Below are 22,424 nucleotides of genomic sequence, written 5' to 3'. Positions count from 1 at the left end.
ATTATTACTGGTCGGCGTGCCGGTTCGGCGTCACGTGACGGAGGCAATCCAACCGGTGATGTCCTCGGGCGCAGCGGGCTTGAACTCCGCACCAAGCGGCGTGTCCCATCCGAGCGTCGCGATGTGGGCGAATATCTCGGCGTAGTTCAGCTCGCCATGGTCCGGCACACCGCGGTCGGGCACCGCGGCAAACTGGATATGGCCGATCACCGACAGCAGATCGCTGAGCCGGGTCATCACGTCGCCTTCGGTCCGGCCAACGTGATAGCAATCGAACATCAGCTTGAGATTGGGCGCGTCGACGGTGCCGATGATCTCGCGGGCCTGATCGGTGGTCTGCAGGAAGTATCCAGGGGCGTCGTGGCGATTGAGCGGCTCTATCAGGATCATCCGCTCCGTGCGCTCTGCGGCATAGGCAAGGTTCGCTTCAAAGCAATGCCGCGCCTCTTCACCCTGGGCAAAACCGGCCATGACGTGGATCGCGCCAGTGTCCGTCGCATTCGCATAGTCGATGGCCTGATCTATCGCCGCGCGCGCTTCGGCCTCGCGCCCGGGAAGGGCGGCGAGCCCGTTTTCGCCCGGCTTGCCGCGCAGGGTGTTGAGCCCGAGCATGGGCAGGCCCGTGGCCTCCAGCGTGGCGCGGACCTCCTCGGCGGGTGTTGCGTAGGGCCAGTGACATTCTACGGCGGCGAAACCTGCGGCATGCGCGGCCCGGATCGCCTCGGGCAGCGGTCGGTCGTTCCACAAAAAGCCCAGGTTGGCTGAAAATCGGGTCATGTATCCCACTCCACATCAAATTTCGTCACCACCTGAGAGATCTGCGCCGGTGACAGCGCCTGAGCCGGGAGACCGCGCATCATCAACGCGAGCCGCGCGGTGGCCTCCAGCTCTTCGATGGCATTGCAGGCGGCCTCGATTGTTTTTCCCGCAACCACGGGGCCGTGATTGGCGAGCATCACCGCCGCCCGTTTGCCCGCCAGCCCGCGCACCGCATCCCCCATCGCGGGATCGCCCGGAACGAAGAAGGGCAGTAGCTTGACCCGGCCCAGCTGCATCACCGCATAGGGTGTCAGCGGCGGCAGAAAGCTGTCCTCGTCATTGTCGGGGAGCAGGGACAGCGCAACCGAGTGGCAGGAATGCAGGTGCACGACCGCGCCCGCCGTGCTGCGCGTATCGTAAAACGCTGAATGAAGCGGCATCTCCTTGGTGGGCGGGTCGCCGTTGATCAACCGGCCTTCGGCGTCGAACCGGCTGAGCCGTGCGGGATCCAGACGGCCAAAGCTGGTCCCCGTGGGCGAGACCAGCAGCCCGCCGTCCTCCGTCCGCGAGGAGATATTGCCGGTGGAGCCGTGGGTCAGCCCCCGGTCATAGAGCGAGCGCGCCAGCAGGCAGATGCTTTCGCGCAGCTTCGCCTCGCTCATCCGCCCAGAACCCGGGCTGCTTTTTCAAAGAAATCCTCTGCTCCGAAGTTGCCGGATTTGAGTGCCACGACCAGCTCTGCGCCAGCGCGCAGGGCGGGCACGCCCGGGTCGATCTCGGGCCCGATGATCAGCTCCTCAAGATCCAGCGCTTCCACCACCGCGCCGGAGGTTTCGCCGCCTGCGGTGATGATCCGGGTGACGCCTGCGGCGGTTGCGAGACGGGCGAGATCAGCAAAGAACGTCTCGATCGCGGCTGCGGCGGTCTCGCGGCCAAAGCGGTCCTGAACGGATTTCACCACGTCCGGGTCGGCGGAACTGTAGACAAGTGGCACGCCGCCTGCCGCCATCGCCCAGTCGAGCACCTCTGCCGGGGTGACGCGCGCCTCGATGATCTCTGCGGCGGAGAGCTCGCGGGCCGGATGGGATGCGGCGTGCCGGGCGACCTGACCGCGCGTCGCGGTGGAGCAGGAGCCGGAGAGTGCCAGCGCCGGACCCGGCTGTTCCCGCCAGTCGGGCGTCTGCGGGCTGCAGCCGAAATTCGCGGGCAGGCCAAGCGCGATACCGGAGCCGCCGGTGATCAACGCAAGGTTCTTTGCGGCGGCCCCGATCTGCATCAGATCTTCGTCGCGAATGGCATCCACGACGATATGTGTCTTGCCCGCGGCGTGCTGTGCGTCCAGAGCGGCGGCAATGGCGTCCGACCCGGCAAAGACCGTCTGCGCGGGTACATGGCCGATTTCGTGCTTGCTCTGATAGCTTATCCACCGCCGTAGATCCGCGTCTGTCATGGGCGTCAGCGGGTGGTTCTCCATCCCGCTTTCATTGAGCAGCGTGTCGTTTACAAACAGATGCCCCTGATAGACCGACCGCCCCGTGCCCGGAAAGGCGGGGCAGACGATCACCCTGTCCGCGCCAAGCGCCTCTGCCAGCGCATCCGCAACCGGGCCGATGTTGCCCGCGGGTGTGGAATCGAAGGTGGAGCAGTATTTGAAAAAGAACTGTGTGCAGCCCTGCGCCCTGAGCCACGCCAGCGCCTCCAGTGACTGTGCTACCGCGTCGGCGGGGTTGATGGAGCGGGACTTGAGCGAGACAACGCCCGCCTCCACATCCGCGGCCGCCGGTTGAGAGGGGATGCCGCTATATTGCACCACGCGCATGCCCTGTTTGGCCAGCGTATTGGCCAGATCGCTGGAGCCTGTGAAATCGTCGCCGATACAGCCGAGCTTCATGATGTGCCCTCGGGCAGGGAGACGCCCGCCTGCTCGGCATAGACCTTGGCCACCGCCGCGTCATCCTCGCCCCCCAGCCCCATGTCCACCGCGCGCATGTATTGGGCGAGCGCTGTTTCCGTGATGGGCGCCTGAAAGCCGGAGGCCTTGGCCGTTTCCAGCACGATGCCCAGATCCTTGGGCCAAATGGTGACCTGGCTGTGGGGTGTGTAGTCCCCCGCCACGATATGCGGCGCGCGGTTCTCCAGCATCCAGGAGGTGCCTGCGCATCTGGTGATGACATTGACAAAGGTCTCGGGCGCAATGCCTTGCGTCACGCCGAACGTCAGGGCTTCGGCCATGGTGGCGATGTGGACACCGGCCAGCAACTGGTTCACCGCCTTCATGGCGGAGCCCGCGCCCGCCGCATCGCCCAGGCGAAAGACAGTCTCTGAGGTGGCATTCAGGATGGTTTCGGCAGCGGCGAAAGCCTCCGCGCTGCCGGAGGCCATGATGCTCAACCTGCCCTCCGCCGCCTTGACGGAGCCACCGGAAATGGGCGCGTCTAGGTAAAGCACACCTGCCGCAGCACAGCGGGCGGCCATGTCCCTGGCAAACTCCGGCGGGACAGTGGCGCAGGCCAGGACGACCGTGCCTGCCTGCAGATGCGGCACGATGCCGTCCGAGCCAAAGAGCACGCTTTCCACCTGTGCTGCGTTCAGCACGACCACAACGGCTGCACCGAGCGTCGGCGCCACCTCCGCAAGGGGGCCGGTCTTGCCGCCGTCTGCTGCGAACCGCGCGACAGGCTCAGCCGCGACGTCGAAGCCGTAGACATCGAGACCCGCGCGCAGGCAGGACTGGGCCATGCCGTAGCCCATCGAGCCCAGGCCAAAGACCGCTACAGTGGTTTTCATATCGGTTTCCTTCCGGGATCTCTCAGAACATGTGACGCATCGCGCCGGGTGCTGTTGACCCGGTAGACCTTGTCCGAGGAGGTGATGAACATCGTCTGGCCGGTATCGCCCCCGAAACAGATATTGGAGGTTTGCTGCGGCAGCCAGATCTTTCCGATCAGCGCACCCTGGGGCGACAGGCAGTGGATCCCGTCGAGCGCGGAGGTCCAGACGAACCCCTCGTGATCAACCCGGAACCCATCCGGCACGCCGGGGGCGATGACGGCAAAGACCCGCGGGTTCGACAGCGTGATCCCATCCACGTCGAAAACGCGGATATGGTGGGGCAGATCATAGTCGATGCCGGGAAAGCTCGCACCCTTGATGGCACCGGAATCGGCGACGTAGAGACGCCGTTCATCCGGGGAAAACGCAAGTCCGTTGGGCTTGTCGAAATCAGTTGCCACCGCATGCAGGCTACCATCCAGCGTTGCACAGTAGACGAAACATCCCCGCTGCTCGCTCTCGGCCGGGTAACCTTCGATATCGGAGTTGATGCCGTAGGGCGGATCCGTGAACCACACCGAACCGTCCGAGCGCACCACCACATCATTGGGAGAGTTCAGACGCCCTCCCTCATAGTGCTCGGCGATCACCTCGACCGTCTGCGGATCGCGCGGGTCGCGCCGCCGGATCACGCGCCGCCCGCCATGCTCACAGGAGACCATCTGACCGGTCAGATCGAGCGTATTGCCGTTGGCAAACTCACTGTTGGCGAGTGCCACCTGAACGCCGTCGGCTTCGGTCCAGCGCATCATCCGCTTGTTGGGGATGTCATTGAAGAACAGCTGACCGTCCAGCCACACGGGCCCTTCGGTCCAGACGCAGCCATCGGCAATCTGCTCGGGTGGGCGGGTCGTGTCGACAAAAGCCTCGAACTGCGGATCAACGGTGATGAAATGAGCGGCAGTCATGGGGCGGCCCCCTTGCGCAAGGTCTGGAACAACAGCATCGCGAGGATGATGACCCCAAAGATGATGTTACGCCAGGCGTCGTCAATCTGCATGACCGACAGGATCGAAGTCAGCAGCGTGATAAAGAGCGCACCGCCAATGGTGCCAAAAAGCCCGCCGCGCCCGCCGAGGATCGACGTGCCGCCGATCACGACCGCAGCGATGGTGGGCAGAAGGAACGGATCGCCCATACTTTGGTAGGCCTGGTTTGCGTATCCCGCCAGCAGCACACCGCCCAAGGCAGAGCACATGCCCGCGATGGCGAAGGCCGCGAACACGACCGAGGGCGTGGAGACGCCCGACAGGAAAGTGGCCTTTTCGTTGAACCCGATGGCGCGCAGGTAGCGGCCAAAGGGCGTGCGGGTCAGGAAATAGGCGAGGGCTGCGGAGACCGCGATCCAGATCAGAAAGCTGACGGGCAGGCCCAGCAGATCGCCTGACGCCATGGTGATCATCAGCGCGCTGGATTCGCCGCGCGGGTTGAACCCGCCGGTATTCAGCACCGCCAGACCCAGCAGCATGGAGTTCACCGCCAGTGTCCAGACCATGGACGGAATGCGCAGGATGGCCACGCCGATGCCGTTGATCACCCCGATCAACGCGCCGAATGCCAGCGCTGCCGGTACGGCCAGCGCGCTCAGCACCGGGTTGCCGGAGCCCACCAGTGCGGTGGAGAGGATCGCGGCACCGGTCAGCACCCAGGGCACCGACAGATCAATATGTCCCAGCAGGATGACAACCGTGGCGCCAGTGGCGAGCAGCCCCAGGAAGGCCGCGATTTGCAGCTGCTGCGTCAGGTAGTCCGCGCTCAGCACCTGCGGAAAGAGAAAGCTGCCCGCGATGATCAGCAGCACCACCCCGAAGTAGGGCATCAGACTGTCGATGGAGAGAGCGCGACCCATCACGAAAAGACCTCCAGCTTGTTGCGGGCGCGCAGCATGTCGGCGCCGCCGATGGCGATGGCGGTTGCGAGGATCATCCCCTCGAACAGCGGTTGGGCCAGCGACGGGATGCCGGAGAAGAACATCAGCGAGGCGATGGTCTTGAGGATGAACGCCCCTGCGAGCGCACCGATCAGCGAGCCCACGCCGCCGCGCAGCAATACCCCGCCCAGGACCACAGCGGCGATGGAATTGAGCGTGAACCCTGACGCGATGCCTGCGTCGCCCGTGGTGGTCACAAAGCTGTAGAAGAGGCCCGCCAGCCCGCCGAAGAGCCCCGCCAGCGTAAAGGCGGCCAGACGCACGAGCCGGGTGTTGATGCCCGACTGAAAGGCCGCCTGCTCGGACGAGCCAAGGGCGTAGAGCCCCAGGCCAAGACCGGTGCGCCGGAACGGCAGCCAGAACCCCAGCACCGCAACGCCCGTGATGATCAGCGCGGTTGGGATGCCGAGGACGTCCAGCGTGATGGCGTCTGCCAGATCGTAGTTCACCGCGCCGCCCGGTGTGGGGCGCAGCAGCAGGGCTGCGCCAACGAAGACGGAGGCGGTGGCCAGCGTGACGACAATGGGCTGAATGCGCCCGTAGACGATGATCAGCCCGTTGAGCAGACCGCAGAGCGCGCCTGCGCCGACCACCGCGAGCATGCCAAAGGCCATGCCGATGCCGGAGCCGTCCAGCACATAGGAGGCCACGCAATTGGTCAGCGCCATGACCGCGCCGACCGACAGGTCTATCCCCCGCACGACCACGGCGAAGAACTGGGCGCAGGCGGCCAACCCGAGGATCAGGCACTGGTTGGCCCAGATCGTCAGGACATAGGTGGAGGCACCGCGCGGATGCGTGCCCAGATAGCTCGCCAGCAGGGCGATCAGCACCACGCCCGCGATCACTTCGCGGCGGTTGGATCTGAGATAGTCAAGCATGGGCGGCCTGCGGTATGGCGGAGACATTGAGGGTTGCCGCGATGATGTTCTGCGGTGTCAGGTCATCGCCGCTGAGCGATGCGGCGATCCGACCTTCGAAGAAGATGTGCGTCTCATCGCACAGTTGGATCAGCTCTTCGTAGTCCGTGCTGAGCAACAGGATTGCGGTGCCCTGATCGGCGAGCTGACGCAGGATCGTGTAGATCTGTGTCTTGGTTTTGACGTCGATGCCGCGCGTCGGATCCGCCAGCAACAGGCAGCGCGGCCCGAGCGCCAGCCACTTGGCCAGAACCACTTTTTGCTGGTTGCCACCCGATAGCGACGACACTGGCAGCTCAAGCCCGCCGTGTTTCAGCGCCAGCTGCTCCAGCGACCCGGCATAGAGTGTGGGATCGCCCGCATCCAGATCCGCGCGACCGAGTGCCGCAAGTTCGAGGTTCTCCTGAATGCTCTGATCGAGGATCAGGCCTTCGGTCTTGCGGTCTTCGGGGATGTAGGCCAGGCCGATGTCGCGGTGCTTGGCGGATTTAGGGCTGGTGATCTCGCTGGGTTCTCCGGCGATAGCGGTGGTGCCTTGGGTCTTGCGCAGCAGCCCGACCAGCCCCATCAGGAAGGTTCCCTGTCCCTGTCCGTCGAGCCCGCCGAGGCCCACAATCTGCCCGCGCCGCACCGTGAGAGAGACGTCTTTGACCTGATCCTCCCAGCTGAAGTTGCGAACGTCGAGAACTATATCGCTCTGATGGGCGCCGGGTTGTTTTTCAGGGAACAGTTCTTCGATCTTCTGACCGACCATCATGTTGATGATCGCGCCGTAGTCGTGATCGCCTTTCATGAAGGTTGCGACACGCTGGCCATTGCGAAACACCGACACGCGATCTGCCAGCGCTTCGATCTCGTGAAACCGGTGTGAGATGAAGAGCACCGCCGTGCCGCTGTCGCGCTCCTCACGGACAAGGTCAAAGACGCTTTCCACCACGGAGGCGCTGAGCGCCGAGGTCGCTTCATCCAGGATCAGGAGACGGGGTTTTTTCATGATCGCCTTGGCGATTTCCACCTGCTGACGTTGGGGCAGGGTCAGATCCTCGACGCGCGCGCCCAGTCGGATGTCGGTACCGCCGATGCGGGTCAGCACCGCCCGAGCCTTGTCCAGACCCTGACCCCTGAGCCAGCCGAGGCCCGCGCCCGGCGCGCCGAGCAGCAGGTTCTCGCGCACTGTCAGATCGGGCACCAGCGACAGTTCCTGGAACATGCAGACCAGCCCATGATCCAGCGCCGCCTTAGGCGAGCCCAGAAAGACGTCCCGCCCCTCGACGCGCAGCTGACCATAGGTTGGCTGCAGAACGCCCGCGATGAGCTTCATCAGTGTGGACTTTCCGGCACCATTCTCACCCAGCACCGCGTGAACCTCGCCCGCGTTACAGGTGAAATCAACACCGTCCAGCGCCTTGGTCGCGCCGAAGTGCATGGAGATGTCCTGCATCTCCAGCAAGGGGGAAGGGCTGTCTGCCATAGGGATCACCCGTATCGCGTGCGGCGGCATGTTGTGGGGATCATGCCGCCGCTGTGCGGTGCCTTTGCCTCAGGTGTTGTCGGGCGACTGGCCCAGCAACTCTTCGGGGGTGAAGGGGGCGAAACACTCCTCGTATCCCGTCCCGGTGTTGAAGGACTTGGGCAGATCTGGGAAGTAGTTCACCCCCGCCTCCAGCGCCTCGGCCTTTACCTGCGGAATGGGCAGAAAGACGGTCTGCGGCAGCGTATTGCCTTCGAGCAGGGCCACAGCTGCTTCGAGTGCCACCGCCGACATGGCGGGCGCTTGGCTTGCAGAGACGCCGGGGATGTCCAGTTCGTCCATCAGCATGCGGACACCGTTCTCCCCGTCCACGCCCATGGGTACGATGGGGTGACCTGCGGATTGCATGGCGTTGATCGAACCGGCAGAGCCGTGCTGCGACACCACGGCATCGAACTCACCGTGGGTGGCGAGCGCATCGGCAACGACTTTCTGGCTGGTGCCGGTGTCCCAGTTGCCGACCACTTCGACGATCTCAAGGCCTTCGACCCCTTCGAGGACGCTCATCATCCCGAGGCGGCGGTCACGGTCGGTGGCGTTACCGGGCAGGCCGTTGACCATCAGGATCTTGTCAGCCTCGCCGCCGAGAATGTCCATCACGGTCTGCGCTTTCAGTGCGCCCAGATCCTTTTGGCTTTCGTTGATCTGCACGACCTTGTCCGTATCCAGAACGTTGTCGAAGGGAATGAGAACGGTGCCCGCGCGCTCCGCCCGGCGGATAACCGGCTCAAACGCGGTGGGGTTCACGGCGATGAAGGTGATCGCGTCGTAGCCAGCCGCGATGAAGTTATCGATGGCGGCGATCTGCGCCGCACTGTCGTTGCCGACCGATACGACGGTGAATTCGTCGATCTTGCCTGCATTCTCCGGACGGGCCGCCCAGGCCTTGGCCGACTGGATCGCCTGAATGCGCCAGTCGTTGCCGGCAAATCCGTTCACGAAGGCCAACTTGAACGGCCCTTCCTTGGCGTCATAGGAAATGCTGGATGTGCCGGGGGCCGGTGCAAAGCATTCCGGCCGGTGGGTATCGGCGCCAGCAACGCTCGCGGATGCGGTGACAATCGCCGCGCTCAAAAGCAGTTTCTTCATAATTCCTCCCTGGGCGGTGAGACCGCCGTCACGTCTGTGCGTTTTCTGTGCTGCGCATGTTTACGTAAACACATTGCGCCTACGGTAGATGTTTACGTAAACATGCGTCAAGCACATAGATGAAAGAAGCCCCCACATGGTGAAACGGCGCTCCGCCCAGGCGGACAGGATACAACCGACGATGCACGATGTGGCGCAGCGGGCCGGGGTGAGCCAGATGACCGTTTCCCGGGTCATGCGCGGGACGGGCTATATCTCGAAAGACGTGCGAAAAGAGGTGGTTAGAGCAGCCCGTGCCATCGGCTATGTGCATAACAGGCTGGCGGGCGGCAATGCCACTTACGACAATCCCATCGTGGGCGTGGTGGTGCCCACATTGCAGAACCGCGTCTTTACCGAAGTGCTGTCCGGGATCAACGCGACCTTGGGCGAAAGCGGGCTGCGGCCTGTCTTCGGCGTCTCCGAATACTCGCTGGACGCGGAGGAAGATCTGGTTTTCGACCTGTTGTCCTGGCGCCCGCGCGGCCTGATTCTCGCAGGTCTGGAACATACCGACCCGCTGCAACGGATCATCGCGCAGACCGGCGTGCGGGTGGCGGAGATCATGGATACGGACGGCGCGCCCATGTCCGCGTGCTTTGGCTTCTCCCACGTCAAGGCCGGCGAAGATATGGCCAGACACCTGATCGAGCGGGGCTACCGGACCTTTGCCTACGTGGGCAGTCAGGGTGGGCTCGATCTGCGTGCGACCAAGCGGCTCAAGGCCTTCAGGCGCATTATTCAGCAGGCCGGTGCGCAGCTGGTGGTGGCCGAAACATCGCAAGGCGCCTCTGCCATGGATGTGGGCCGGGCCATGACACAGAAGGTGCTGCAGCACCGGGATGCACCGCGGGCAATCTATTACGCCAACGATGATCTGGCCGCGGGAGGGCTGATGCATTGTCTGGCAGAAGGCATTGCCATGCCGGATGAGGTGGCGCTTGCGGGGTTCAACGGGCTGGGCTTTCTGTCGGCATTGCCGAAGCTGATCACCACGACCGTCACGCCGCGCTTTGACATTGGAAAAGCGGCGGCGGAATGGCTGATGACCGCCGATGACAGCTCCGGCCCGCGCAAGATCGAACTGCCCGCGACGCTGCGGATCGGCGACACCACCTAGAGGGCGTTTGAGCCGCGGTCAGACGCTCGCGGCGTCGCGCGCCCACAGGTCCATCAGCGCGCAGGCGGTGTCGTTCTTGGTGTCGGCGTAGATCACCACCTCCAGCGGTTCGCGGCCGTAGCGGTTGGCAAGCGAGATCAAGGTGCCGTTTTCCACCTCCTTGTAGATCATGCTGAAGGGCAGCCAGCCGACCCCGAGGCCCTTGAGTACCAACTCCCGCGTACCGCTGGAAAAGGCGGTCACGCTCAGCGGGGTGCCGCCTGCATCCGCTGCGTTGAACCCGCGGTCGTTCTTGCGCAGGACCTGACCGAAATAGCTGTCATCGGGATAGACCACCGCGGGGGTATCGGCGGCGATCTCGCCGCTGTCGCGCACCGTGTAGCGCAGTGCGCCACCGACCACCGGGATCAGGTAATCGTTGCCCCAGACGCCCCGCTGAATGTCCGGCCCGAACCGCAGCATGCCCGTGCTCTCGGCCTCGTAGCACAGCAGCATGGCCACATCGCCGCGCAGAAACATCGACACACAATCGTTGAGGTTGCCGGCGCGGATCCGGAACTGGAGCCCGGGAAAGGCCGATCTGGCCCGCAAGGCCATGTCAGGAAAGGTCGAACAGGTGGCCGCGTGCTGTGCGGCAATCCCCAGGCTGGTCCGGTGGGCGTCGAACTGCGCGATCCTTGTGCGCAGCTCCTGCAGCCGCCGGATCAGGGCGCGGATCTCCCCCTCGTTCGAGCTCAGGGCCTCGATGATCCCGACCCGGTTCTTGCCCCTGTCCAGAACCGTCACGCCCAGCCAGTCCTCAAACCCCCGGATCCGCCGCGAAAACGCGGGCTGCGTGATGTTGCGACGGGCGGCAGCCCGCGACAGGTTGCCTTCTTCCAGCAGAACCAGAACGTCATCAAGCCAGTGCAGATGCATGGGTTTTCCCCTCCACTCAAAGCAACTGTATGAGCAGCCATAGGAAAAAGCACTGTTTTTATGGGCTCGCCCAGATCATGCTTTGGCCAAACAAGTTAGGGGGACGCATGTCTTTGGTGCAAGAAACGGCTGATCAACGGGACCGGGACGGCAGCGATCTGATGGCAAGCAGATGCAAGGCGCTCGCGGTTCAGCTGGCACGATTTCCGCGGGTGCCTCTGGGTCATCTGCCGACGCCGCTGGAACCGATGGACCGGCTGAGCGAGCATCTCGGCGGCCCGCGGTTGTGGGTCAAGCGGGACGACTGCACGGGGCTGTCCTCTGGCGGCAACAAGACCCGAAAGCTGGAGTATCTGATGGCCGATGCCCAGACACAGGGCGCCGATACCATCATCACCCAAGGGGCCACGCAGTCGAACCACGCGCGCCAGACCGCAGCGGCGGCGGCCAAGCTGGGCCTCGCCTGCCACATCCTGCTCGAAGATCGCACCGGGTCGAACGATCCCAGCTACATCATGAGCGGGAACGTCCTGCTGGACCGGCTGCACGGCGCGACTGTCTCCAAGCGTGACGGCGGCGTGGACATGAATGTAGAGATGGAGACACTGGCGGAGACGCTGCGCGGGCAGGGCAGGCGGCCCTACATTATCCCCGGCGGTGGTTCCAACCCCATCGGCGCGCTTGGCTACGTCAATTGCGCGCGCGAACTGGTGGATCAGGCCAACGGGCTGGGCCTGCACATCGACGCGCTGGTTCACGCAACGGGCAGTTCCGGCACGCAGGCGGGGCTGGTGGCGGGTCTCGCAGCGCTGCAAAGCGACATTCATCTGCTGGGCATCGGCGTGCGCGCCCCTCAGGAAAAACAGGAAGGCATGGTGTTCGATCTGGCCCAGCGGACGCTCGCGCATCTTGGCAGCGAGGTGGAGATACCGCGCGCGGATGTCCGTGCAAACTGCAATTATGTCGGCGGCGGATACGGTGTGCCGACGGACGGGATGATCGCCGCCCTCAAACTGCTGGCGGAAACCGAAGGGCTGCTTTTTGACCCCGTCTACTCCGGCAAGGGACTGGATGGGTTGATAGATCTTATCCGCAACGATTATTTTGACGGCATGGAGAATGTCGTCTTCCTTCATACCGGCGGAAGCGCGGCTTTGTTCGGCTATCCCGATACGTTTGACTTGCCGGGATACGCGGCACTCTGAAAGACTAAAAAAAACGAGACCAACAAGGAGAATAATACATGACACTCAAGAGCAAGCTCATGGCGGCCGCCCTCGCCAGCGTGATCGGCGTGCCGGCCTTCGCCGAAGAGGTGAAGATCGGCGTGCCGTCTTGGACGGGTGCCCAAGCGATCGCTCACGTGCTGGGCGAAGTGGTCGCAACGCGCATCGGTGGCAGTGTCGAATACGTCCCCGGTAACAACGCCACGATCTTTCAGGCGATGGACCAGGGCGAGGGTGACATCGATGTGCACCCGGATGTATGGCTGCCCAATCAGGAGAGCTTTACCAAGCAGTATGTCGATGGGGCAGGCACGGTCACCCTGTCCGAGAACCCCTATCAGGGCAATCAGGGCTTCTGCGTCTCCAACGATTTTGCCGAAGCCAACAACATCACCGATATCACCGACCTGGGCCGTCCGGATGTGGCCGGGCTGATGGACAGTGACGGCGATGGCAAGGGCGAGATGTGGATCGGTGCGCCCGGCTGGGCGTCGGCCAACGTGAACGAGGTCAAAGTCCGCGACTACGGTTTGCTGGACTTTATCGAGCCCGTTCGCGCCGAAGAAGCCGTCAAGACGGCGCGGATCAAGGACAGCATCGCCAAGGGTGAGGGCTATGCCTTTTACTGCTACGAGCCCCATGCGGTATGGTACATGTTCGACGTGACCATGTTGACTGAACCGGCCTTTGACCCTGCGAAATACGTGATGGTGCAGCCGTCTGATGATGCGGACTGGTATGAGAAATCCATGGTCGCCTCCAAGGACGACCTCAAGGAGGTGCAGATCGCCTGGTCCACGTCTTTGGCCGACCGGTCGCCCGCGATTGCGGAGTTCTTTGCCAATTTCGAGCTGACCGCGGACGATGTGAGCAGCCTCGCGTTTGAGATCAGCGCGCAGGGACGGGACGCCGCGGAGGTCGCAAAGAACTGGGTGAACGCCAATTCCGACCGTGTTGACGCGATGCTGGGTCTCTGAGCACCGCACGCAACGCTGACCTGTCGGCACGGATTCGTTCGTGCCGACACCCCTCTTACGGTGAGGTGATCCATGACGTCAGGTGACGAACGTGTTGTCGAAATTTCCAACGTCTGGAAGATCTTCGGCCGCAAACCCGAGGTGGCGCTGCAGGCCATTCGGGACCGCGGGCTGACCAAGGCAGAGGTGCTGGCGGAATTCAACGCCGTGGTGGGGGTTGCCGATGTCAGCCTCTCGGTAAACCGCGGCGAGATCTTTTGCATCATGGGGCTGTCGGGCAGCGGCAAATCCACACTGGTGCGCCATTTCAACCGGTTGCTGGAACCTACCGCGGGCAAGATCGCCATTGAAGGCACCGATGTGATGGCGCTCGGGCCGAAGGAGCTACAGGGCTTTCGCAACCGCAAGATCAGCATGGTCTTTCAGAACTTTGCCCTGATGCCGCACCGGTCCGTGCTGGACAACGTGGCGATGCCGCTGGAGATCCGTCAGGTGGCCAAGAACGAACGGATGCGGCAGGCGGCGGCGATCCTCGACATTGTGGAGCTGGGCGCCTGGGGGTCCAAGTTTGCCCATGAGCTGTCGGGTGGGATGCAGCAGCGGGTGGGGCTGGCCCGGGCGCTGGCGGCCAACCCGGATGTGCTGTTGATGGACGAGCCGTTCTCAGCGCTTGATCCGCTGATCCGGCGGCAGTTGCAGGATGAGTTCATCCGGCTGTCGACCATCCTGCAGAAGACAACCATCTTTATCACGCATGATCTGGACGAGGCCGTGCGCATCGGCGACCGGATCGCCATCATGCGCGACGGCATGGTGGTGCAGACCGGCACCGCGGAGGATATCGTGATGAACCCCGCGGATGACTACGTGGCGGATTTCGTCGCGGGGATCTCGCGGCTCAAGGTCGTGCACGCCCATGCGGTGATGCAACCGGTGGACGCCTATGTGGCAAGCAAAGGGCCAATCCCCGCGGATGTGCCGCGGGTCGACGGGGAAGAAACGCTCAGCAAACTGATCACACTGGCCATCGACGAGGAAAATCCGATCCTTGTGCAGAGCGGCCGCACCGACATTGGCGTGATCACGCGCGCGGATCTGTTGCGCACCGTGATCGAAGGGACGGAGGTATCATGATGGACGCACGGACAGTGAACCCGTTGGACGATCCCAACAGCGAAGCCGCCATCACCTATGCCAAGGAGCGGCACGACAACATTCGCACCTTCGTGCGCACGAACCCCGATTACTACATCCGAAACTTCGACAAGATCGGCGCCTCCGCCCGTTTTACCCCCACCTTCAACATCATGGCGGGGCTGTTCGGTCCCATCTGGTTCGGGGCGCGCGGTCTGTGGTCCTGGGCGCTGCCCTTCCTGATCATCGAGGCGCTGGCGCTGGTGCAGATCGCGCGCGGTCTCTTCGGGGATCTGGGTGCGGACGCCATGGCGCGCATCGCCTCCATCGAAGGCACGCTGGAGCTGCGCCGCCAACAACTGGCCGCCGCCATCGAGAGCGGCTCGGACCGGGTGGAGGCCTTTCGCCGTGCGGTCGAAGGGCTTGAGCAGAACATCGGCGGTATCCGCGAAGAGGCCGCTGCGCTTGCCGCACAGGGCCCGCAGATCGTGTTGCTCGGTGTGTGTTTGCTGGTGTTGGTCAAGGCAGCGCAGGCCACCGTCGCCAACTGGGCGCTGGAGGCGCGGTTTTCGGACTGGGTTTCTGACAGGTCCATCCGGTCGGGTATGCCGGTGTCGCACATCGTGTTCAGCGCCATCTTCATGATCCTGATCGTCACCGCCGCGATGCTGCACTACAGCCTGCCGGGCAGGTTCGATCTGCTGGGTAATTTCCCGACCGATCCGGATATCCGTCTGACCAGCATCGAAGGGGTGGAGAACTTCTTCAACTGGGCGGTGCTGAATGGTGACGCGCTTTTTGACGGGATCACCTTTGTCATCAGGCTGGTGCTGGACGCGCTGGAGATCGTCTTTGTCAGCACGCCCTGGATTGTCATTGCAGCACTGATCATCCTGCTGACCTGGCTGACGGCGGGTGTGCGCATGGCCATCTACTCCGGTGCCTTTCTGTCCTACATGGGGCTGCTTGGATTCTGGGAAAAGGCGATGACAACGCTCGCCCTGCTGGGCACCGCGGCGTGCCTGTCGATCCTGATCGGTATCCCGCTGGGCATGTTCGCGGCACGGCGGCCCCGGTTTTACGCCGCGATCCAGCCGATCATGGATTTCATGCAGACGATGCCCGCCTTTGTCTTCATGATCCCGGTGATCGCCTTCTTCGGGACCGGGAAACCGGCTGCCGTGGTGACCACGATGATCTTTGGCGGCACGCCTGTCGTGAGGCTCACGGTGCTGGGCCTGCGCGGTGTACCCGATAGCGTGCGAGAGGCCGCGATCTCCTTTGGTGCCAACAAGTGGTACCTGCTCACCCGGGTGGATCTGCCGCTCGCGAGCCCCTCAATCCGGGCAGGCATCAACCAGACGATCATGCTGTCGCTCGCTATGGTGGTCGTCGCCTCGCTGATTGGCGCCAAAGGGCTGGGGGAAGACGTGCTGGAGGCGCTGCAATACGCCAACGTGGGGCAGGGGATCCTCGCAGGCTTCGCGATCCTCTTCTGCGCGATGATCCTCGACCGGATTGTGCAGGGTCAGCGCAAGTGACACCGCTCGTGCTCGTCCATGGGTTCATGGGCGGGAGCGCACAATGGGAGGGGCAGCGCGCGGGACTGGCGAACTGCTGCGAAGTGATTGCGCTCGATCTGCCGGGGTTCGGTCTGAACGCTGATCTGCCCCCCATCGACAGCATCGGTGGCTTTGCCGATTGGGTGCTTGCCGAATTGGACAGCCGCGAGGTGCATAAGTTTCACCTGCTGGGTCACTCCATGGGCGGGATGATCGTGCAGGAGATGGCGCATCGCGTGCCGGACCGGATCGACAGGCTGATCCTTTATGCGACCGGGTCTGTCGGCGTGCTGCCGGGCCGGTTTGAAACCATCGCGCAAAGCAAGGCGCGCGCGCGGGCCGACGGGGCCGCGGCGACCGCCCGGCGCATCGCCGCTAACTGGTTTCTCAAAAGCGAGGCGTCGCCGGGATATGCGGCGTGTGCCGCCATTGCCGAGCATGCGGGGCTGGAGGCGATCCTCGCCGGGCTGAGCGCCATGGAAAGCTGGTCCGGTCAGGCGAGGCTGCCGGAGATTGCGCCCGAGACGCTCGTGATCTGGGGTGACCGCGACCGCACCTATCGCTGGCCACAGGTCGAGAGGCTCTGGCAAGAGATCCGGCGCACCAGCCTCAGCGTTTTTGCCGATTGCGGTCACGCCGTGCATCTGGAGGACCCCGACGGCTTCAACCACGTGCTGATTAGATACCTGACGTGAGCCTATGGCTGGCCAACCGCCGGATCGAAAATCTGCGGAGCGGTCATATGGGTGTCGCAGGGTCAGTTTGTCCCACCCAGCCCTGGCTGGACGACGGGGCGAAGACGGGATAGAAATCGGTCGGCCTTTCCTGAAGGACAGGCCATGACATCACGCGGAAAAGGGAGGGTTTTCGCATGTGTGAAGTCTTTGCGGGGCAGGACCCTGATCGCTACGCCAGTACCACGCGTCGCCTGCGGCTGAATGGGCAAAGCACGTCGATCCGGTTGGAAAATGCCTTTTGGGAAACGCTTGATGAGCTGGCTGGCCGTGACGGTGTGACGACGCCGGTGTTCATCTCCACCCTGCATGCCGAAGTGCTGGAACAACACGGCGAGCCGACGAATTTCACGTCGCTGCTGCGCTGTGCGTGCCTCAAGTTTCTGGAGCTGTCGCGCGGGGCCGACCAAAGCGCTGTCGCCGCCGAATAGCGCCGGAGATACACGAAAAAATCCGGGGCGGGTAGTATCGGGCTACTACCCATGCCATGGCGCGCCGCCTCTAAGCTGATCTCCTACCGCTTTCGCACCCGCAGGAGACAGCTTTGGCCAAACAGATCCACTCGATGATCCGCGTCCTTGATGAGGCGCGCTCCGTTCAGTTCTACGACCGTGCCTTCGGGCTGAAGGTCGCGGACCGGCTCGACTTTGACGATTTCACGCTCGTCTACCTGTCGAATGCCGAGACCGAGTTCGAGCTGGAACTGACCATCAACAAGAGCCAGACGAAACCCTATGACCTGGGCGATGGCTACGGCCATCTGGCCGTGTCGGTCGCGGATCTTGAGGCAGAGCATGCGCGGTTTGAGGCCGAAGGGCTGGCCCCGCGCAAGCTGGTGGAATTCGCACCGGGCGGCGAACGCATCGCCCGGTTTTTCTTTGTCGCGGACCCCGATGGCTACCAGATCGAAGTGCTGGAGCGCGGCGGGCGGTTCAAATGACCGCGACATGACATAGGACGACATCATGGGAGGAGACCAGAACATGTCTGACAGGGAGAGCCTGCGCCGGTTGACGCGGCGGGATTTACTCAAAGCAACGAGCGCGGCAGGGGCGTCTTTTGTGGTAGGGGCGGGATTTCTTGCCGCGCCCAACGCCGCCTGGGCAACGCAGATGGATGCGATCAAGCCGGAGACCTTTGCCACGCTGGTGCAGATGGCGCGCGATATCTACCCGCACGACAAGGTGCCGGACGAGCACTACGTGATCGCCGTCAAGGGCTACGACACGCCCGAGAGCGCCGATATGATCTCGACCGGCATCGCGGCACTGGATGCCCGCGCGCAGGAGCTGAAGGGCGCCAATTACCTCGACATCGGCTGGGAGCGGGACCGGGTGGACGTGCTGCGCTCCATGGAAGAGGACGCGTTCTTTCAGACCGTCCGCGGTGGGCTGGTGACCGGGCTTTACAACCAGAAAGCGGTCTGGCCGATCTTTGGCTACGAGGGCTCTTCGTTTGAGCACGGTGGCTACATCGACCGCGGCTTTGACGACATCAACTGGATTTAAGGGGGAGATACGGCACCATGACGGCACCATTTGATCTCACCGACGACAGCGTTGTCGTCATCATCGGCACGGGCGCGGGCGGCGGCGTGCTGGCCAACGAACTGGCGCAAAAGGGCGTGAGCGTTGTCGCACTGGAGGCGGGCAAGCGGCACCTGCCGGAAGATTTCATCAATGATGAATGGGACAGTTTCGGGCAACTGGCCTGGCTGGACCCGCGGACCACATCGGGTGATTGGCGGGTGGCCAAAGACTTCTCGGGCCTGCCTGCGTGGATTGTGAAATCTGTCGGCGGCACGACCCAGCACTGGGCCGGGGCCTCGCTGCGGTTTCAGGACCACGAGTGGAAGGCCGCGACCAGCTACGGAGAGGTGGAGGGCGCGAGCCTGCTCGACTGGCCCATCGACGGTGCCGAGATGGCACCCTGGTACGAACAGGCGGAGGACAAGCTGGGTGTGACCCGCACCGGCGACCGCCCCGGCCTGCCTGGCAACAACAACTACATGGTGTTCGAGAAGGGCGCCAAGGCGGTGGGCTACAGCCAGGTCAGCACCGGTCGCATGGCGATCAACAGCACCGATGACAGTGCGCGGAGCATGTGCCAGCAGACGGGTTTCTGCTTTCAGGGCTGCAAATGGGGGGCCAAGTGGTCCGCGGGCTACGTGGACATCCCGCAGGGCGAGGCCACGGGCAATCTCGAAGTCCGCTCCGAGGCGCATGTGGCGCGCATCCTGCACGACGAGAGCGGCAAGGTCACCGGCGTGGAGTATTTCGACGCCGCGGGGGATCTGCAGATGCAGAAGGCACGGATTGTCTGCGTGGCCGGCAACTCGTTTGAATCGCCGCGGCTACTGCTCAACTCAGCGTCTGACATGTTTCCCAACGGTCTTGCCAACTCCTCCGATCAGGTGGGGCGCAACTATATGCGGCATATGACGGGGTCGGTCTACGCGACCTTCGACAAGCCGGTGAAGATGTGGCGCGGCACGACCATGGCGGGGATCATTCAGGACGAGGCGCACCACGATCCCGCGCGCGGTTTCGTCGGCGGCTACGAGCTGGAGACACTTGCGCTCGGGCTGCCGTTCATGGCGGCCTTCCTCGATCCGGGCGGCTGGGGGCGCGAGTTCACCACGGCGCTTGATGCTTATGAGAACATGGCGGGCATGTGGATCGTGGGGGAGGACATGCCGCAGAGCAGCAACCGCGTGACGCTGAATGAGGAGGTGAAGGACCAATGGGGTCTGCCCGTGCCCAATGTGCATTTCGATGACCACCCCAATGACATCGCGATGCGTAACCACGCCTACAAACAGGGGGCTGCGGTCTATGAGGCGGTGGGTGCGACGCGCGTCTTCCCGACGCCGCCCTATCCCTCGACCCACAACCTGGGGACCAACCGCATGTCGGAACGGCCAGAGGACGGCGTTGTCAACAAATGGGGCCAGACCCATGACATCGCCAACCTCTTTGTGTCGGACGGATCCCAGTTCACCACGGGCGGTGCGGAAAACCCGACGCTGACCATCGTGGCGCTGGCGATCCGTCAGGCAGATCACATCGCGCGTGAAATGAACGCGGGTAACATCTGAGACCAGTCGGCGCCCTCCTCGCTGGGGGCGCCGACGCAGCGGGTCAGCTGACCCGTATCCCGTGGCTCCATACCCCGCGCAGCAGCGGTGTGGTGCCGGCTTTGCGCACCCGCAGCACATCGCCCCGGAGGCCGGTTTTCAGCGCACCGCGGTCGGTGAGCCGTGCGGCGCGGGCCGGGTTGCGGGTCACGGTGGCGATGGCGCGGGGCAGATCGCCCCACAGCTCGGCAAGCTGAAAGGCGGAGAGCAGCAACGCCGACGGCACGTAATCCGAAGAGACGATATCGAGCAGATCCGCCTCCGCCAGTTCGCGCGCCGCCACATTGCCCGAATGGGAGCCACCGCGGATCAGGTTGGGCGCGCCCATCATGACGGCGATACCTTGGGCCCGGCAGGCCTCCGCTGCCCTGCGCGTTGTGGGAAATTCCGCAAACCCCACGCCGTTCGCTGCAGAAGTCGCCACATGCTCTGCCGTGGTATCGTCATGGCTGGCCAGCACAGCCCCCAGACGCGCGGCCTCTGCCACCGCACCGGTCTCGTGTTTAGCGCCGAAACGTTTCTGCAGGTCCAGCAGGTTTGCCACATGCAGGGCGAAATCCGCGTCCGTCATGCCGCGTTTCTTGGCCACATAGGTCTTGAGCGCGCTCAGATCGCGGAACTGACGCTGCCCCGGCGTGTGATCCATCAGGCTGACGATGCCGACGCGGTCCTGTGGGCCGAAGGCGGCCAGTTCCTCCAGCAGCGTTTCGGAGCAGATCTCCGCCCGCAAGTGCAGAAAGTGGCTGATCTTGAACAGACCCTCCGCCCGCGCCGCCAGCAGCTCATCCGCAAGGTCACGCGCGTAGTTATTGTAACGCCCCTTGCCACTGTGGATCGAGCCCGCGCGCATCGCATCAAAGACCGTGGTGATGCCCGTGGAGGCCAATTCCGCATCATGGGCGATCAGGGCGGGCAGATGGGGCCAGTCCACCTCCGGTCGCGGCTCGATATGCCGCTCGACGTTGTCGGTGTGCAGCTCCACCAGACCCGGGATCACCAGATCGCCTGCACAATCCAGCGCGCCGGGCGGGATCCGGTCGCCTTCGGTGATCTCGGTAATCCGCCCGTTTTCTATGGTGATGTACCCGGACAGAAGGCCATTGCTTAGCACCAACTGCGCATTGGCAAGGCACACATCACCGCCCGCGGCGGGATCGCTGGCCGGTGTCAGGGTGGAGGCTGGAAGGGGTGAATTCATGTCGATCTCTCAATCTGCCGCTGCTGGTCGCGCGGCGGGCCCCCGCGAAAGGGCGCGCGCCGGACCACGGCTTTGTCAGGCCTCCTGCTCACGAGACACGCGCGGGCGCAAGCACGCTCAGCGCATGCTCGACAGTCTCGCTGAGCGGGCCGTCGTTCGGGACAGGGGTGATGTCCAGCCCTTCTGGCAGCGGTCTTTCCGCATGGATCAGCCGCTCGGCAATCTCCGCATCGTTCTCGCGGCCGCGGGCGGCAAGACGGCTGGCCAGCGTCTCAGGTGTCGCCGTGATGTTCAGCACCTTGAGCCCGGGAAAGGCCGCATTGGCCTCACTCAGCACGCTGCGCGACAGGTTTACGAGACACGCCGTCCCGTGATCCAGCGCGCGGGTCTCCTGCGTCGGTATGCCGTACCGCAACCCATGCGCGCGCCAGTGGAGCGAAAAGTCACCCGCGTCGCGCATCGCGTCGAACTGCTGGGGCGTCACGGCGTCATAGGCCTCCCCCGCCAACCCCGGTGCGCGGGTAATCACCCGCCGGACAAGGTGCATCCCCGGCAGTGCCGCGCAGATCCCCGCCATCACGCTGTCCTTGCCCACGCCGGAAGGACCCACAACGGCGATCAGACGCGCGCGGGTCATGCCGCTGCCTGCGGGGTAAATCGGCTGACGTCAATCTCGCGGTCACAGACGGCTTCGCGGGCGGCAGCGTCGTGAAAGATCCCGATGATCGCGGCGCCGCGCGCCTTGGCCTCGGTGATCAGCGACAGCACCACCGCGCGGTTGACCGGATCGAGGCTCGCCGTGGGCTCGTCCAGCAGCATCGCCGGGTAGCCATGCGCGAAACCGCGGGCGATGTTGACCCGCTGCTGCTCGCCCCCCGAGAACGTGGTGGGTGACAGCGACCACAACCGTTCGGGGATGTTGAGCTGGCTCAGCAGGGCACGGGCCCGAGCCTCTGCCGCATCCGCCGGGACACCGACCGCACGCAAGGGTTCCGCCACCACTTCCAGCGTCGGCACCCGAGGGACCACCCTCAGAAACTGGCTCACGTAGCCCAATACCTCGCGCCGCAGCTGGATGATCTGGCGCGGCTCGGCCTGCGCCAGATCCACGTCCCCGATGCGGATGGCGCCGCTTGCTGTCAGGTAGTTGCCGTAGATCATCCGCATCAGCGTGGATTTGCCCGCCCCCGACGCGCCGGTGAGGGCAACGCACTCGCCCGGTGCGACGGAGAAGGACACGCGGCTCAGCACCTCGATGACGGCGCTGCCCTGATTGTGCAGGGTAAAGGTCTTGGACACGTCGCGGAGTTCAATCATTT

23 protein-coding genes are annotated in these 22,424 nt (G+C 63.9%); 10 read left to right on the top strand and 13 right to left on the bottom strand.

Features of this window, described 5'->3' with window-relative positions; all coding sequences use genetic code 11:
* Positions 1-30: 30 nt before the first annotated feature.
* The 9 genes from Q1A53_RS06080 to Q1A53_RS06040 all read right to left on the bottom strand — a co-directional run bounded on the left by Q1A53_RS06080 (position 31) and on the right by Q1A53_RS06040 (position 9,061).
* Positions 31-777 carry a TIM barrel protein gene (locus Q1A53_RS06080; RefSeq protein ID WP_299964062.1) on the bottom strand — a complete coding sequence of 249 codons (747 nt, stop codon included), beginning with the start codon at positions 775-777 and terminating at the stop codon, positions 31-33.
* The gene (locus Q1A53_RS06075; protein ID WP_299964061.1) at positions 774-1,421 is read right to left on the bottom strand and encodes an aldolase; all 648 of its coding nucleotides are present in this window, start codon (positions 1,419-1,421) and stop codon (positions 774-776) included. Before Q1A53_RS06075 ends, Q1A53_RS06080 begins: the two co-directional genes overlap by 4 nt.
* On the bottom strand, positions 1,418-2,650 hold the full coding sequence (gene otnK, locus Q1A53_RS06070; RefSeq protein WP_299964059.1) for a 3-oxo-tetronate kinase: 1,233 nt from the start codon (positions 2,648-2,650) through the stop codon (positions 1,418-1,420). The genes Q1A53_RS06075 and otnK overlap by 4 nt, the downstream gene beginning before the upstream one ends.
* Positions 2,647-3,546 carry an L-threonate dehydrogenase gene (gene ltnD / locus Q1A53_RS06065; protein ID WP_299964057.1) on the bottom strand — a complete coding sequence of 300 codons (900 nt, stop codon included), beginning with the start codon at positions 3,544-3,546 and terminating at the stop codon, positions 2,647-2,649. Before ltnD ends, otnK begins: the two co-directional genes overlap by 4 nt.
* Positions 3,543-4,499, bottom strand: a complete 957-nt coding sequence (locus Q1A53_RS06060; protein ID WP_299964055.1) for an SMP-30/gluconolactonase/LRE family protein — start codon at positions 4,497-4,499, stop codon at positions 3,543-3,545. Before Q1A53_RS06060 ends, ltnD begins: the two co-directional genes overlap by 4 nt.
* Positions 4,496-5,440 carry an ABC transporter permease gene (locus tag Q1A53_RS06055; protein WP_299964468.1) on the bottom strand — a complete coding sequence of 315 codons (945 nt, stop codon included), beginning with the start codon at positions 5,438-5,440 and terminating at the stop codon, positions 4,496-4,498. The genes Q1A53_RS06060 and Q1A53_RS06055 overlap by 4 nt, the downstream gene beginning before the upstream one ends.
* Positions 5,440-6,402, bottom strand: coding sequence for an ABC transporter permease (locus Q1A53_RS06050; protein ID WP_299964053.1), 963 nt, complete (start codon positions 6,400-6,402; stop codon positions 5,440-5,442). The genes Q1A53_RS06055 and Q1A53_RS06050 overlap by 1 nt, the downstream gene beginning before the upstream one ends.
* Positions 6,395-7,912: a sugar ABC transporter ATP-binding protein gene (locus Q1A53_RS06045; RefSeq protein ID WP_299964051.1), complete on the bottom strand. Its 1,518-nt coding sequence runs from the start codon at positions 7,910-7,912 to the stop codon at positions 6,395-6,397. Before Q1A53_RS06045 ends, Q1A53_RS06050 begins: the two co-directional genes overlap by 8 nt.
* A gap of 69 nt (positions 7,913-7,981) precedes the next feature.
* Positions 7,982-9,061: a sugar ABC transporter substrate-binding protein gene (locus Q1A53_RS06040; RefSeq protein WP_299964048.1), complete on the bottom strand. Its 1,080-nt coding sequence runs from the start codon at positions 9,059-9,061 to the stop codon at positions 7,982-7,984.
* A 136-nt stretch (positions 9,062-9,197) separates the two neighbouring features.
* Between Q1A53_RS06040 and Q1A53_RS06035 the strand changes: the two genes are divergently transcribed.
* A complete protein-coding gene (locus Q1A53_RS06035; RefSeq protein WP_299964046.1) occupies positions 9,198-10,220 on the top strand; it encodes a LacI family DNA-binding transcriptional regulator in 1,023 nt (340 codons plus the stop codon).
* An 18-nt stretch (positions 10,221-10,238) separates the two neighbouring features.
* On the opposite strand, the gene Q1A53_RS06030 is transcribed toward Q1A53_RS06035, so the two are convergent.
* Positions 10,239-11,138 (bottom strand): LysR family transcriptional regulator, encoded by a 900-nt coding sequence (locus tag Q1A53_RS06030; RefSeq protein ID WP_299964044.1) that lies wholly within the window; start codon positions 11,136-11,138, stop codon positions 10,239-10,241.
* 161 nt (positions 11,139-11,299) lie between these two features.
* On the opposite strand from Q1A53_RS06030, the gene Q1A53_RS06025 reads away from it, so the two are divergent.
* From Q1A53_RS06025 to Q1A53_RS05985, 9 genes are all read left to right on the top strand, one after another.
* Complete coding sequence (locus Q1A53_RS06025) at positions 11,300-12,343, top strand: D-cysteine desulfhydrase (protein WP_299964466.1); 1,044 nt, start codon at positions 11,300-11,302, stop codon at positions 12,341-12,343.
* Between the two features lie 38 nt (positions 12,344-12,381).
* Positions 12,382-13,341: a glycine betaine ABC transporter substrate-binding protein gene (locus Q1A53_RS06020; protein WP_299964042.1), complete on the top strand. Its 960-nt coding sequence runs from the start codon at positions 12,382-12,384 to the stop codon at positions 13,339-13,341.
* A 72-nt stretch (positions 13,342-13,413) separates the two neighbouring features.
* The gene (locus Q1A53_RS06015; protein ID WP_299964040.1) at positions 13,414-14,475 is read left to right on the top strand and encodes a betaine/proline/choline family ABC transporter ATP-binding protein; all 1,062 of its coding nucleotides are present in this window, start codon (positions 13,414-13,416) and stop codon (positions 14,473-14,475) included.
* Positions 14,472-16,016 carry an ABC transporter permease subunit gene (locus Q1A53_RS06010; protein WP_299964037.1) on the top strand — a complete coding sequence of 515 codons (1,545 nt, stop codon included), beginning with the start codon at positions 14,472-14,474 and terminating at the stop codon, positions 16,014-16,016. Before Q1A53_RS06015 ends, Q1A53_RS06010 begins: the two co-directional genes overlap by 4 nt.
* Positions 16,013-16,732 (top strand): alpha/beta hydrolase, encoded by a 720-nt coding sequence (locus Q1A53_RS06005; protein ID WP_299964034.1) that lies wholly within the window; start codon positions 16,013-16,015, stop codon positions 16,730-16,732. Before Q1A53_RS06010 ends, Q1A53_RS06005 begins: the two co-directional genes overlap by 4 nt.
* A gap of 176 nt (positions 16,733-16,908) precedes the next feature.
* Complete coding sequence (locus Q1A53_RS06000) at positions 16,909-17,202, top strand: ribbon-helix-helix domain-containing protein (protein WP_299964032.1); 294 nt, start codon at positions 16,909-16,911, stop codon at positions 17,200-17,202.
* A gap of 113 nt (positions 17,203-17,315) precedes the next feature.
* Positions 17,316-17,711 (top strand): VOC family protein, encoded by a 396-nt coding sequence (locus Q1A53_RS05995; RefSeq protein WP_299964029.1) that lies wholly within the window; start codon positions 17,316-17,318, stop codon positions 17,709-17,711.
* A 43-nt stretch (positions 17,712-17,754) separates the two neighbouring features.
* Positions 17,755-18,279 carry a twin-arginine translocation signal domain-containing protein gene (locus tag Q1A53_RS05990; RefSeq protein ID WP_299964026.1) on the top strand — a complete coding sequence of 175 codons (525 nt, stop codon included), beginning with the start codon at positions 17,755-17,757 and terminating at the stop codon, positions 18,277-18,279.
* Between the two features lie 17 nt (positions 18,280-18,296).
* Positions 18,297-19,868 (top strand): GMC family oxidoreductase, encoded by a 1,572-nt coding sequence (locus tag Q1A53_RS05985; protein ID WP_299964024.1) that lies wholly within the window; start codon positions 18,297-18,299, stop codon positions 19,866-19,868.
* Between the two features lie 43 nt (positions 19,869-19,911).
* Here the strand turns inward: Q1A53_RS05985 and Q1A53_RS05980 are convergent, their stop codons facing one another.
* The 3 genes from Q1A53_RS05980 to phnL form a co-directional block, all read right to left on the bottom strand.
* On the bottom strand, positions 19,912-21,105 hold the full coding sequence (locus Q1A53_RS05980) for an alpha-D-ribose 1-methylphosphonate 5-triphosphate diphosphatase (protein ID WP_299964022.1): 1,194 nt from the start codon (positions 21,103-21,105) through the stop codon (positions 19,912-19,914).
* 88 nt (positions 21,106-21,193) lie between these two features.
* On the bottom strand, positions 21,194-21,742 hold the full coding sequence (gene phnN / locus Q1A53_RS05975) for a phosphonate metabolism protein/1,5-bisphosphokinase (PRPP-forming) PhnN (RefSeq protein ID WP_299964019.1): 549 nt from the start codon (positions 21,740-21,742) through the stop codon (positions 21,194-21,196).
* A complete protein-coding gene (phnL, locus tag Q1A53_RS05970) occupies positions 21,739-22,422 on the bottom strand; it encodes a phosphonate C-P lyase system protein PhnL (protein ID WP_299964016.1) in 684 nt (227 codons plus the stop codon). Before phnL ends, phnN begins: the two co-directional genes overlap by 4 nt.
* Positions 22,423-22,424: the final 2 nt, after the last annotated feature.

The sequence above is a fragment of the uncultured Roseobacter sp. genome, assembly GCF_947496515.1.
Lineage (GTDB): Bacteria > Pseudomonadota > Alphaproteobacteria > Rhodobacterales > Rhodobacteraceae > Roseobacter.
This window is presented reverse-complemented; position numbering and strand designations above follow the sequence as displayed.

Coding starts and splice junctions, on each gene's coding strand:
- ltnD (WP_299964057.1), bottom strand. CDS start 3,546: ATGAAAACCACTGTAGCGGTCTTTGGCCTGGGCTCGATGGGCTACGGC.
- Q1A53_RS06040 (WP_299964048.1), bottom strand. CDS start 9,061: ATGAAGAAACTGCTTTTGAGCGCGGCGATTGTCACCGCATCCGCGAGC.
- Q1A53_RS06080 (WP_299964062.1), bottom strand. CDS start 777: ATGACCCGATTTTCAGCCAACCTGGGCTTTTTGTGGAACGACCGACCG.
- Q1A53_RS06045 (WP_299964051.1), bottom strand. CDS start 7,912: ATGGCAGACAGCCCTTCCCCCTTGCTGGAGATGCAGGACATCTCCATG.
- phnL (WP_299964016.1), bottom strand. CDS start 22,422: ATGATTGAACTCCGCGACGTGTCCAAGACCTTTACCCTGCACAATCAG.
- Q1A53_RS06015 (WP_299964040.1), top strand. CDS start 13,414: ATGACGTCAGGTGACGAACGTGTTGTCGAAATTTCCAACGTCTGGAAG.
- Q1A53_RS06025 (WP_299964466.1), top strand. CDS start 11,300: ATGGCAAGCAGATGCAAGGCGCTCGCGGTTCAGCTGGCACGATTTCCG.
- phnN (WP_299964019.1), bottom strand. CDS start 21,742: ATGACCCGCGCGCGTCTGATCGCCGTTGTGGGTCCTTCCGGCGTGGGC.
- Q1A53_RS06030 (WP_299964044.1), bottom strand. CDS start 11,138: ATGCATCTGCACTGGCTTGATGACGTTCTGGTTCTGCTGGAAGAAGGC.
- Q1A53_RS06020 (WP_299964042.1), top strand. CDS start 12,382: ATGACACTCAAGAGCAAGCTCATGGCGGCCGCCCTCGCCAGCGTGATC.
- Q1A53_RS06035 (WP_299964046.1), top strand. CDS start 9,198: ATGGTGAAACGGCGCTCCGCCCAGGCGGACAGGATACAACCGACGATG.
- Q1A53_RS05990 (WP_299964026.1), top strand. CDS start 17,755: ATGTCTGACAGGGAGAGCCTGCGCCGGTTGACGCGGCGGGATTTACTC.
- Q1A53_RS05985 (WP_299964024.1), top strand. CDS start 18,297: ATGACGGCACCATTTGATCTCACCGACGACAGCGTTGTCGTCATCATC.
- otnK (WP_299964059.1), bottom strand. CDS start 2,650: ATGAAGCTCGGCTGTATCGGCGACGATTTCACAGGCTCCAGCGATCTG.
- Q1A53_RS06055 (WP_299964468.1), bottom strand. CDS start 5,440: ATGGGTCGCGCTCTCTCCATCGACAGTCTGATGCCCTACTTCGGGGTG.
- Q1A53_RS06075 (WP_299964061.1), bottom strand. CDS start 1,421: ATGAGCGAGGCGAAGCTGCGCGAAAGCATCTGCCTGCTGGCGCGCTCG.
- Q1A53_RS06010 (WP_299964037.1), top strand. CDS start 14,472: ATGATGGACGCACGGACAGTGAACCCGTTGGACGATCCCAACAGCGAA.
- Q1A53_RS06000 (WP_299964032.1), top strand. CDS start 16,909: ATGTGTGAAGTCTTTGCGGGGCAGGACCCTGATCGCTACGCCAGTACC.
- Q1A53_RS05980 (WP_299964022.1), bottom strand. CDS start 21,105: ATGAATTCACCCCTTCCAGCCTCCACCCTGACACCGGCCAGCGATCCC.
- Q1A53_RS06060 (WP_299964055.1), bottom strand. CDS start 4,499: ATGACTGCCGCTCATTTCATCACCGTTGATCCGCAGTTCGAGGCTTTT.
- Q1A53_RS06050 (WP_299964053.1), bottom strand. CDS start 6,402: ATGCTTGACTATCTCAGATCCAACCGCCGCGAAGTGATCGCGGGCGTG.